A 7,139-nucleotide genomic window follows, 5' to 3' on the forward strand; every position below is an offset into this window, starting at 1 on the left:
TCCAGCGTCAGGTCATCGGCGAAATGCCGGTCACCGGTCGCGTCGGGCACGTACTTCACACAGACAACGATCCTCAAGCTCACGCCGGCTCTCCTCACTGATGCGGTTCGGCGTCCGACTCTATGGCACTCAGTACCCTGAGTAAAGGTACGCAGTGCCGGATATCCGCTTCTGGTGCTACGTTTCCGCCATGACCGATGACCGGGGACCAGCCAAGAAGCCGCCCATGCGTGACGTGCTTGCCGAGGCGGCCTTCGGGCTCTTCATGGAGCGCGGGTTCGAGCGGACCACGGTGGACGACATCGTCGCCAGGGCGGGGGTGGGGCGGCGTTCGTTCTTCCGCTACTTCCCGTCGAAGGAGGACGCGGTCTTCCCCGATCACGAGCGGTGTCTCGCGGACATGACCGCGTTCCTGGAGGCCGCCGGTGACGGCGATCCGGTGGACACGGTGTGCGACGCGGCCCGGCTCGTGCTCCGGATGTACGCAGTGAACCCCGAGTTCTCCGTGCAGCGTTATCGCCTCACCCGGGAGGTGCCCGGCCTGCGCACCTACGAACTCTCCGTGGTGCGCCGCTACGAGCGGACCCTGGCCGGATATCTGGAGCGGCACGGCGCCGGCACCCGGGACGCGGCGCTGCGCGCCGAGGTGATCGCCGCGTCGGTGGTCGCGGCGCACAACAACGGCCTCCGGTCCTGGCTGCGTTCGGGCGGTCAGGGCGATGCCGGTGCCGAGGTGGACCGGGCGCTCGAACTCGTCCGTACGGTGTGGGGCAGGGCGCAGGAGCGGCCCGCAGCGCCCGCCGCCGAGGACGAGGTGATCGTGATGGTCGCGTCGAAGGGCGCCCCCATGTGGCGGGTGGTGCAGCGCATCGAATCGGCTCTCGGCGAGGGATGAGCCGTCGGGCTGGAGTCGCTTCGCCAACTTTCGGCACTCAGTACCTTTACGCGCTGGCACTAAGTGCCATACGGTGCCGGTGTGCCGTCGCCGGAGGTGCGGCGCACCGAGTCGAGCGCGGGAGGCCGAGACGTGTTCAGTACCGGAATCGATGTGGGGCGGACGGCCGGCGACGTGGCGGAGCCGCACACGGTGGAGGGTCTGGTCTACCAGATGTGCCGATGGTGCGGCACCGCCTCCTTCCGCAAACTCCTCTGTCCTGTCTGCGCGTCGAGCGATCTCGAACCGGAACGCAGCGACGGCCACGGCGTCGTCGTGCGGTCCAGTGTCGTGAACCGCTATTCGCGGGTGATGCGCAACGAGTCCCTGGTGCGCTTCCCCGAAGGCTTTGTGTACCGGTGCCGGATCGTGGGCGCGGCGCCCCATCTCGTGAGCGTCGGCGACCGGGTCCGGCCCGTGGGCGGCACCACCTCCGAGGCGGGCGAAGTGGTCCTCGAACTGTGCGATCCGCCCCTCACGGCCGGCTGGTACTGACCCTGCCGGCCGCGGGGCCACCCGGCTGTGTCCGGCCCGGCGGGCGACGGTTCACTCGACCCGGAGCACGTGCTTGCCGCGTACGCCACCGGCCTCGAGTGCCCGGTGGGCCTCCCCGATTTCGGTGAGGGGGCGGACGGTGTCGACGACCTCGCGGATGCTGCCGTCCTCCACGTACCGGGCCAGTCGGGCGAGCAGTTCGGTGTTCGGGTTGCCGCTGAAGAACCGTACGCGCCGGGAGCCCTGGAGGGCCGAGGCGAGGATGTAGGAGAGGGAGCGGAGGCCGTTGTCGATGTCGAAGGACACGGCCACCATGCGCCCGCCCGGTGCCAAGAGCCTTCGGAAGGCGCGGTGCTGGGTGCCGACGGTGTCCAGGACGACGTCGAAGGTGCCCAGTTCGGCGGGGCCGGCCGCCCGGTAGTCGAAGACCTCGTCGGCTCCCAGGCCGCGGACGAAGTCGAGGTTCTTCGCCCCCGCGAGAGCGGTGACATGGGCGCCGAGCATCTTGCCGACCTGGACCCCGACGCTGCCGACCCCGCCGCTGCCCCCGCGCACCAGAAGCCGCTCCCCGGGCCTGAGGGCGGATTTGTCGGTCAGCGCGGTCAGGCTCGTCGTGCCGCCGGTCACCAGGGAGACGGCCTGTTCGGGCGTCAGGTTCTCCGGGGCGGGTGAGACCTTCTGTGCGGCGACGGCGACGTACTCCGCCGCGCTGCCCATCCGCCGCGGCAGGATGCCCCACACCTGCTCGCCCACCCGTACTCCGGTCACGGACGCGCCCACCACGGCGATCTCGCCCGCGAAGTCGATCCCGGTGCGCTGGGGGAAGCGTCGCCCTGTCACCAGCTTGATCTTTCCGGCCCGGCCGGACAGCTCGCCGCCGTTGACTCCGACCGCCCGGACGCGGACCAGCACCTCGCCGGGCTTGACGTCCGGCGTGGGCACCTTGCCCACGTACAGCACTTCCGGGGGGCCGTACCGGTCGTAGAGGGCGGCGCGCATCTCGTCCACGTATCTGTCCTGCTCTGTCTCGGAAACCGTAAGCGGAAGCATGTTTCCGCTTCCTTCTCCTCAAGCTAACAGCCTAAGTGGATGACACCTTCCACTTACCGTAAAGTGAGAGACATGCCTGTTCAGCCCTCTCGGAAGCGCCCTGCCAAGGCCGGTGCAACCCCGTCTGTAGTCCCTCCTGCCGGACTGCGGGCCGACGCCCGGCACAACCGTGAGCGCATCCTCGAAGCGGCCAGGGAGGCCTACGCCGCCCATGGCATCGACGTGCCCGTCACCACGATCGCCCGCCGGGCCGGCGTCGGGGTCGCCACCCTCTACCGGCGCTTCCCCACCCGCACCGCACTCATCACGGAGGCCTTCTCCGAGCAGCTCGATTCGTGCGTCTCGGCCCTCGACGACGCACTGCTGGACCCCGACCCCTGGCGCGGGCTCTGCACCCTGATCGAGAAGGTGTGCGCGATGCAGGCCACCGACCGGGGCTTCACGGCCGCGTTCCTCTCCCGGTTCCCCGACGCCGTCGACTTCGAGGACCGGCGCACCCACGCCGAGGAGGGCATCGCCAGGCTGGTGCGCCGCGCCCAGGACTCCGGGCAGCTGCGCGCCGACTTCGCCCCCAGCGACATCACCCTCCTGCTCGTGGCGAACTGCGGCGTCGCCGGAGCGTCCCCGGAGGTCGCGGCGGCCGCGTCCCGGCGCCTGACCGGCTATCTGCTCCAGTCCTTCCGGGCCGGCAGCGCCGCGCCCCTGCCGCCGCCGGCCCCGCTCGAACTGAACCGCATCTACCAGCCCCCGCCCGGCCCGTGAGACCGGCCGTCCTGACGCCTCCAGATACCTCAGCACGGCAAGGATCCGGCGGTTGTAGGCCGTGGTGCGGTCCAGCTCCAGCTTGTCGAAGACCGTGTTGAGGTTCTTCTCGACCGCGCTCAGTGAGATGTGCAGCCGCTGTGCGATGCCCGCGTTGGTATGGCCCTGGGCCAGCGCCTCCAGCACGGTGCGTTCGCGCGGGGTCAGCCGGGCCGGCGGATCGCCGTGCGCACTGCGGATGACCAACTGCCGCACCACCTCCGGGTCGAAGACCGCCATGCCGGCCCTCGCTGGGCAGCGGCGGTATGCGGATTGCCGTCGGGGCCGGTGCGGCGAGCCGTACCTCCGTACTGCGGTTTCCCGCAGGGTGCGGGCCGGGGGAACGGACGCGGGAACCCAGGGCTGTTCCGGAACCCGGAACCCGACGTCGGCGGGGCGGGTCCGCGCCGTTCGCCCGGCTCCGGGACACGCGCGGGGCCGGGTGAACACGGGCTCACTGGCCCCGTACAGGTTCGTCGGCCATACTGCCCGCCGTGGAGCAGCGCATAGATCCGAACACTCAGCCCGAGTACGCCGCAGGGACAGACCCGGCGTACATCCCTGGTCTCACGGCCCCCCGAACCACCGGAAAGGCGGACGAGGAGCCGGAGCCGACCGAGGGGCCCGAACCCGAGGACGCCGCGTCCGACGATGCCGCCGAGGAGGCCGTGTCCGAGGACGCGGAGTCCGACGGAGACGCCGTCGCCGGGGCGGCGGACGACGAGGAGGACGAGAACGAGGACACGGAGACGGACGGCCCGTCCACGGACGGTCCCGCGTTCGAGGTGAGCGACCGCCGCGGTTCGATCGCCGCGGACAGCGAGGGCATCCGGTTCACCCTGGACGACCAGGAGGCCGACTTCCACTGGGACGAGATCGGCGCGGTGGAGCTGAAGCCGGCCCGGTTCGGCCGCCGGTTCACGGTCACGGTCCACATGTCGACCAGGCGTTGGTTCAACGCCGAGGTCGAGGCGGCGGCCAGAAGCAGCCTCAAGGAGTGGACGGAAGGCTTCGACGCGGTCCTGGACGCCTACTTCGAGGAGTCCTGACCGGCGGCGTCCGGTGCGGACCCGCCCGGGCCGAGCAGCGCGTCCAGGACGTGCGGCCAGGCGGCCGCGCCGAGCGCCGCGTCGGCCGCGGCTGAACCGCCGTACCGGAAGGTGCCGGACGCGGGCGCGGGGCCCTCGCCGGGCAGCCGCGGCCGGTGTCCCGCCTCGGCGCGGGTGATCAGCAGGACAGGGCGGCCCGCCGCCCGCCGCCGTGCGGCCAGTTCCTCGGCGTACGGCAGCGAGGGCCACATCAGGTCGTCCCCGCCCGCGACCAGTACGAGTCCGGCCCCGGACCTCTCCACCGGGACGGCCGCGGCCGGGGCGCGGCCCGCATGCGTCCGCAGGCTCCGCTCGTACCAGCCGAGGACCGAGGCGGGACAGCCCTCCGGCTCGGAGGCCGTCCAGGCGTCGTCGTAGGGGACGAACGGCAGCGGCTCGCCCCGCCAGGTCCAGGAGGACCGCTGAGGCCGCGTCAGCCCGTCCCGGCCCGGACCGACGTTCGCCCAGGTCACTGCGGTGGGGGAGAGCGCCACCACGGCATCGACGCCGGGCTGGAGCACGGACAGGTGCAGCGCGGCCTCGGCGCCCTTGGACACGCCCAGGACACCGATGCGGCGCGCCCCCTCCGCCCGGAGCCGGCCGAGCGCGGACACGAAGGTCTCCAGCGGGACCTCGCAGATGCCCGGTGGCTGCCCGGGGCCGCCGAACCAGCGGATCGAGAGAGCGGTCATGCCCTCCCGGGCGAGCAGCCGGCAGCGCTCCTTCTCGACGCGTCCGCTGGACCCGGCGAGCACGAGCACCCCGACGGCGCTGCCGTGCACGGGCGCGGCGCAGAAGCCCGTCCAGGCATCCGCGCCGGCGCCCGGTCCGGCGTGCACCTCGCGCTCGACGGTCTCCACGGGATCAGGCGTCGGCCAGCACCACCGAGCGGGTCAGGTGGCGCGGGCTGTCCGGGTCGAGACCGCGGGCAGCGGCGCGGGCAATGGCCAGGCGCTGCACGCGCACCAGCTCGGCCAGCGGGTCCAGGCCGCTCTCCACCCAGTGGGCGCCCGTCTCCAGGACCTGCTCGCGCAGGCCCTCGGGGGCGGTGCCGAACATCCAGGTCGCGGTGCCGGTGGTGGTGATGCTGATGGGGCCGTGGCGGTACTCCATCGCGGCGTACGCCTCCGTCCAGGACAGCGAGGCCTCCTTCATCTTCAGCGCGGCCTCGTTGGCGAGGCCGGCCGTCCAGCCGCGGCCGAGGAAGGTGAACTGGGTGCAGTCCAGGAGCTCTTCGGGCAGCGGCTCGGCCAGCGCGGCCTCCGCGTCGCGGACCACGGCGTCGGTGTGCAGACCGAGGTGGGCGCGGAGCAGCGTCAGCAGCGTGGTGGCGAACCGGGTCTGCACGACGGACTGTTCGTCGGCGAAGTCGAGGACCACGACCGCGTCGGCGGACGTCATCACCGGGGTCTGCGGGTCGGCGGTGATCGCCACCGTCGGGGTGACGCCGCGCAGCCGGTCGAGGAGTTCGAGCACCTCGGTGGTGGTGCCGGAGCGGGTGAGGGCGACGACCCGGTCGTAGCGGCGGTTGAAGGGGAACTCCGAGGCGGCGAAGGCGTCGGACTCGCCCTGTCCGGAGTCCTCACGGAGCGCGGCGTACGCCTGAGCCATGTAGAACGAGGTGCCGCAGCCCACCACCGCGATGCGCTCGCCGGCCGCGGGCAGTACGGCCGACTGGCTCTGCGCCAGATCGGCGGCGCGGCGCCAGCAGTCCGGCTGACTGGCTGTCTCGATCTCGACAAATGACACTTTTGCACTCCGTACTGGTGATGGGATGCTCGTTAACGCACGCTATACGGGATGTGCAAGCATTATCAAGCATTCTTCTTGCATGAGACTTGACTCGCCGGGGCCTTGTGCGACGCTTGCGCGAGTCCGGTGATCGTGCCCAAGGGGATGGGCGCCCGCAGCCCGGACCGGTAAGGAGAGCTCACTTGTCCAGGGATTCCCGGTGGAACGCACTGCTGGAACTCGTCGGTAAGCACGGCCGGGTGGACGTCGAGGACGCCGCCAGGACGCTGGATGTCTCGGCCGCGACGATCCGCCGCGATCTGGACCAGCTCGCCGAACAGCAGCTGCTCACCCGTACGCGGGGCGGCGCGGTCGCGCACGGGGTCAGTTACGAGCTGGCCCTGCGCTACAAGACGGGGCGCAACGCCCCGGAGAAGCAGGCCATCGGCCGCGCCGTCGCCGAACTGGTGGCGGTCGGTGAAGTGGTGGGGCTGACCGGCGGCACCACCATCACGGAGGTCGCCCGCTCGCTGGCCGTGCGCTCCGACCTGGTCGGGGACGGGGCGGGCGGGACGGCGGGCCAGCCGACCCTGACGGTGGTCACCAACGCCCTCAACATCGCCAACGAGCTGGTGATCCGGCCGCAGATCAAGATCGTGGTGACCGGCGGGGTGGCCAGGCCGCAGTCGTACGAGCTGACGGGCCCGCTGGCCAGCGGCGTACTGGGTGAGATCACCCTGGACGTCGCCGTGCTGGGCGTCAACGCCATCGACACCGAGCGCGGCGCCTATGTCCATCACGAGGGCGAGGCCAGCATCAACCGGCTGCTCGCCCAGCAGGCCCAGCGGGTGGTGGTGGCGGCCGACTCCTCGAAGATCGGCAAGCGGGCCTTCGCCCGGGTCTTCGATCTCGGGATGGTCGACTTCCTGGTCACCGACAAGGGCATCTCGCCCGAGGCGGCCGCCCGTTTCACCGAGGCCGGCGTCACGGTCGTCGCTGTCTGACTGAGCTTTGAGCGGCGGGCCGTCGCACCCATGGGG

General features: G+C 71.5%; 8 protein-coding genes and 2 pseudogenes. 5 read left to right on the top strand and 5 right to left on the bottom strand.

Features of this window, described 5'->3' with window-relative positions:
* Positions 1-83 (bottom strand): annotated as a pseudogene (locus ACFVW8_RS37720) (electron transfer flavoprotein subunit beta); the annotation flags it as partial.
* Positions 84-226: 143 nt separating this feature from the next.
* Here ACFVW8_RS37720 and ACFVW8_RS37725 point away from each other — a divergent pair.
* Together ACFVW8_RS37725 and ACFVW8_RS37730 are read left to right on the top strand one after the other, a co-directional pair.
* The gene (locus tag ACFVW8_RS37725) at positions 227-895 is read left to right on the top strand and encodes a TetR family transcriptional regulator (RefSeq protein WP_389698332.1); all 669 of its coding nucleotides are present in this window, start codon (positions 227-229) and stop codon (positions 893-895) included.
* A 132-nt stretch (positions 896-1,027) separates the two neighbouring features.
* Positions 1,028-1,429: a Zn-ribbon domain-containing OB-fold protein gene (locus tag ACFVW8_RS37730; protein WP_389698320.1), complete on the top strand. Its 402-nt coding sequence runs from the start codon at positions 1,028-1,030 to the stop codon at positions 1,427-1,429.
* A 51-nt stretch (positions 1,430-1,480) separates the two neighbouring features.
* Here the strand turns inward: ACFVW8_RS37730 and ACFVW8_RS37735 are convergent, their stop codons facing one another.
* Complete coding sequence (locus tag ACFVW8_RS37735) at positions 1,481-2,428, bottom strand: NAD(P)-dependent alcohol dehydrogenase (protein ID WP_389698334.1); 948 nt, start codon at positions 2,426-2,428, stop codon at positions 1,481-1,483.
* Between the two features lie 123 nt (positions 2,429-2,551).
* Between ACFVW8_RS37735 and ACFVW8_RS37740 the strand changes: the two genes are divergently transcribed.
* Complete coding sequence (locus tag ACFVW8_RS37740; protein WP_389698322.1) at positions 2,552-3,241, top strand: TetR/AcrR family transcriptional regulator; 690 nt, start codon at positions 2,552-2,554, stop codon at positions 3,239-3,241.
* Between the two features lie 15 nt (positions 3,242-3,256).
* On the opposite strand, the pseudogene ACFVW8_RS37745 reads toward ACFVW8_RS37740, so the two are convergent.
* Positions 3,257-3,526 (bottom strand): annotated as a pseudogene (locus ACFVW8_RS37745) (response regulator transcription factor); the annotation flags it as partial.
* 248 nt (positions 3,527-3,774) lie between these two features.
* On the opposite strand from ACFVW8_RS37745, the gene ACFVW8_RS37750 reads away from it, so the two are divergent.
* Positions 3,775-4,329 (top strand): hypothetical protein, encoded by a 555-nt coding sequence (locus ACFVW8_RS37750; RefSeq protein WP_389698324.1) that lies wholly within the window; start codon positions 3,775-3,777, stop codon positions 4,327-4,329.
* Here the strand turns inward: ACFVW8_RS37750 and ACFVW8_RS37755 are convergent.
* Positions 4,311-5,228 (bottom strand): acyl-CoA thioester hydrolase/BAAT C-terminal domain-containing protein, encoded by a 918-nt coding sequence (locus tag ACFVW8_RS37755; RefSeq protein WP_389698326.1) that lies wholly within the window; start codon positions 5,226-5,228, stop codon positions 4,311-4,313. The genes ACFVW8_RS37750 and ACFVW8_RS37755 overlap by 19 nt on opposite strands.
* A 4-nt stretch (positions 5,229-5,232) precedes the next feature.
* Positions 5,233-6,117, bottom strand: a complete 885-nt coding sequence (locus ACFVW8_RS37760) for an SIS domain-containing protein (protein ID WP_389698328.1) — start codon at positions 6,115-6,117, stop codon at positions 5,233-5,235.
* Positions 6,118-6,302: 185 nt separating this feature from the next.
* On the opposite strand from ACFVW8_RS37760, the gene ACFVW8_RS37765 reads away from it, so the two are divergent.
* A complete protein-coding gene (locus ACFVW8_RS37765; RefSeq protein ID WP_389698330.1) occupies positions 6,303-7,103 on the top strand; it encodes a DeoR/GlpR family DNA-binding transcription regulator in 801 nt (266 codons plus the stop codon).
* Positions 7,104-7,139 lie beyond the last annotated feature (36 nt).

It is taken from the genome of Streptomyces sp. NPDC058221, assembly GCF_042882365.1.
Classification (GTDB): Bacteria; Actinomycetota; Actinomycetes; order Streptomycetales; family Streptomycetaceae; genus Streptomyces.

Coding starts and splice junctions, on each gene's coding strand:
- ACFVW8_RS37735 (WP_389698334.1), bottom strand. CDS start 2,428: ATGCGCGCCGCCCTCTACGACCGGTACGGCCCCCCGGAAGTGCTGTAC.
- ACFVW8_RS37740 (WP_389698322.1), top strand. CDS start 2,552: ATGCCTGTTCAGCCCTCTCGGAAGCGCCCTGCCAAGGCCGGTGCAACC.
- ACFVW8_RS37725 (WP_389698332.1), top strand. CDS start 227: ATGCGTGACGTGCTTGCCGAGGCGGCCTTCGGGCTCTTCATGGAGCGC.